Source organism: Arenimonas malthae CC-JY-1 (assembly GCF_000747075.1).
GTDB classification, from domain to species: domain Bacteria; phylum Pseudomonadota; class Gammaproteobacteria; order Xanthomonadales; family Xanthomonadaceae; genus Arenimonas; species Arenimonas malthae.
In genome coordinates, this window is sequence record NZ_AVCH01000087.1 from 1 (window position 1) to 2720 (window position 2720).

2 protein-coding genes and 1 pseudogene are annotated in these 2720 nt (G+C 68.3%); 1 reads left to right on the top strand and 2 read right to left on the bottom strand.

What is annotated here, in order from left to right; genetic code table 11:
- Positions 1-856 precede the first annotated feature (856 nt).
- On the top strand, positions 857-1807 hold the full coding sequence (locus tag N790_RS04850) for an integron integrase (RefSeq protein ID WP_043801485.1): 951 nt from the start codon (positions 857-859) through the stop codon (positions 1805-1807).
- A 6-nt stretch (positions 1808-1813) separates the two neighbouring features.
- On the opposite strand, the gene N790_RS04855 is transcribed toward N790_RS04850, so the two are convergent.
- Entirely contained in the window at positions 1814-2497 is a 684-nt protein-coding gene (locus tag N790_RS04855) for an META and DUF4377 domain-containing protein (protein ID WP_043801488.1), read from the bottom strand.
- A 41-nt stretch (positions 2498-2538) separates the two neighbouring features.
- A pseudogene (locus N790_RS15900) lies at positions 2539-2720 on the bottom strand (malonyl-[acyl-carrier protein] O-methyltransferase BioC); the annotation flags it as partial.

Sequence of the window (2720 nt, forward strand, 5' to 3'; positions counted from 1 at the left end):
TAGACCGCGGCGGCGATGGACTGGCCGACTATGGCCTTGCCGAAAGACTGTACCGCGGGCCTTACCGAAAGCGCTTGATGCGTGGTGCCAGGCGAAGCGGAGTTGCGTGGCGCGCCACGAGCGATCCGCGCTTGACCCACGACACTCCCCACTTCCAACGCGGGCTAACGCCTGAGTTAAGCCGCGCCGAAGGCGTCGGCTTGAATGATTAGTTAGGCCGATAAGACCAGCGCCTCTCAGCAACCGCAAGTGCCAAGGCCAGAATCCCAGAAATTGACAGAAGCAGGGTGGCAGTCCAGGCCAAGAGGCCAGGAAGTATGTTGATGCCCGAGAGGCCCTGCGCATTGAATGCGAATAGCGCAAGAGGGGCGCTCAGGGTGATTGGCCATGAGATACCAAAAGGATGAGCTGATCTGACCTGCGCAGCCGCCCCCATGTAGCCAGACCAAGTCAAGAGTCGACGGAAGTGAACGGCGGATTGAAGAAGAACAGCGGCCAGAGCAAGACCTGCGCCCATCAGAAGGCTGCGAGACGTAGCGATGAACTCAGCAGTCAGTAGCGCCAAGGATCCGAAAGCGAGGCCGATTGCCGCACCTATTCTCAGCTGGCTGGAAATTCCAATAAGCACTGGCCTAACAACTAGTAGTGGTTTCTAGTCGAGCATAGCGCCAGACATCGGCCTGCGCATTCAGGTGAGGGAGACAAATTCTCACTCCTGATCAATCGTTTGGCGGACGGCGGACGGCCCTCGCGGCGTCCATCGTCGCTTCGTATGGAGAACAAACGCCGGCGTAGCGCGGAACTGCCCTCAAATGACGGTGTAGCGCGGGAAGGCGCCGGGCCGGCACGTCCCGGCTTGTTGCAGGTTGTTCGCGACCGTATCCGCGCCAAACACTACAGCTTGCGCACCGAGGCGGCGTATCTCGGGTGGGTGCGGCGGTTTATACAGGCGCACCGGGGGCGGCATCCGCGCGAGTTGGGTGGGCGGGAAGTGGCGGCGTTTCTTACGCGGCTGGCGGTGCAGGGAAACGTGGCGGCCAGTACGCAGAACCAGGCCTTGTCGGCGCTGCTGTTCCTTTACCGGGAGGTGCTCGAGCTCAAGCTGCCGTGGATGGACGACGTGGTGCGCGCCAAGCGGCCTCGGCGCTTGCCGTCGGTGCTGTCGGCCGACGAGGTGCGCAGTCTTCTCGAACTGATGCAGGGCCGGCCGCGCGTACTGGCATCCCTGCTCTACGGCACCGGCATGCGGCTGATGGAAGGGCTGCGCCTGCGCATCAAGGACGTGGACTTCGACCGCCAGGAAATCCTGGTGCGCGACGGCAAGGGCGGCAAGGACCGCCGCACGATGCTGCCCGCCTCGTTGCAGCAGCCGCTGCGCGAGGCCATCGCCCGCGCCCGCCGCCTGCACGCGGCCGACCTGGCCGCCGGCCACGGCCGGGTGTGGCTGCCGCACGCGCTGGCGCGCAAATACCCGAACGCCGCCACCGAGCCGGGCTGGCAGTACGTGTTCCCGTCCGACACGCTGTCGGAAGACCCGAAGAGCGGAATCACGCGCCGCCACCACGTGGGCGAAGAAGCGCTGTCACGCCACCTCAAGCTCGCGGCCAGGCGCCTGGGCCTGGACAAGCCGGTCAGCGCGCACACGCTGCGCCACAGCTTCGCCACCCACCTGCTCGAATCGGGTTACGACATCCGCACGGTGCAGGCGCTGCTGGGCCACAAGGACCTGGCCACCACGCAGATCTACACGCACGTGCTGGGCCGCGGCGCCAACGCCGTGCGCAGCCCGCTCGACGCGGTGCGTTGAATCCGCTCAGCGCCCGGTTTCGAGCACTTCCACCAGCACCCACTTGCGCTGGCCGTCGTCGCCGCTGGTTTCGCGCACGCGCAGCACGGCGTCCACGCCCGATTCCCAGGCGAAGCCTTCGATGTCGCCGTAATACGGCTCCCAGGCCGCGCCCGGCTGCGTGCGTACCTGCAGGCACAGGCCGCCGGCGCAGGGCGCGCGGTGGCCGGCCACCTGCACCACCATCGGTTCGCCGGCGGCTTCGGTGGTGGCGGCGCGGCGGTCGAAGCGCCAGCTCGCGCCGTCGGCGGCCACCAGGCTCAGGAAGGGGCCTTCGAACACGGCCCGCACCGGCTGGCGCAGCGCCGAGAGCAGCGCCGATTCGCGCGCCATCAGTTCGCCGGGGCACATCATCTTCGTGCTGATGATGGCGCCGTTTTCGCCGCCGAAACGCAGTTCGTTGCCGCTGCGCGCGAAGGCGCCGCCGTGCTGGTTGCAGGGGCCGGTGAGCGAAAAGCGCTCGCCGTCCACGCGCAGCACCGCGGAACCGGCGCCGCGGGTGGGCACGCTGCGTTCGCTGGTGGTGGCCACCAGCCGCCAGTCGATGCCTTCGATAGGAGTCTCGGCCACGGGTCGCACCTCGGGGTCGGAGGCGCAGCCGGCGAGCAGCAGCACGGCGGCCAGCGCGGAAAGGCGGGGGAAACGGGGCATGCGCACGCTCCTGGGCGGGTCGGTCCGCCCGAGTCTATCGCTCAGCGCCGGCGCAGGGGGATGCGGTCGGCCGGGAAGGTGGCCAGGTCGGCGCCGCCTTCGCGGCGCGGCGCGCCCGGCGCCGGCCCCCAGGCCTGGGCGGTCAGCACTTCCCAGGTGCTGGGCAGCGCGCCGTCGCGGCGGTGGGCTTCGTAGGCCGCGGTCACGCGCTGCAGCCGCCCTC

Coding starts and splice junctions, on each gene's coding strand:
- N790_RS04855 (WP_043801488.1), bottom strand. CDS start 2,497: ATGCCCCGTTTCCCCCGCCTTTCCGCGCTGGCCGCCGTGCTGCTGCTC.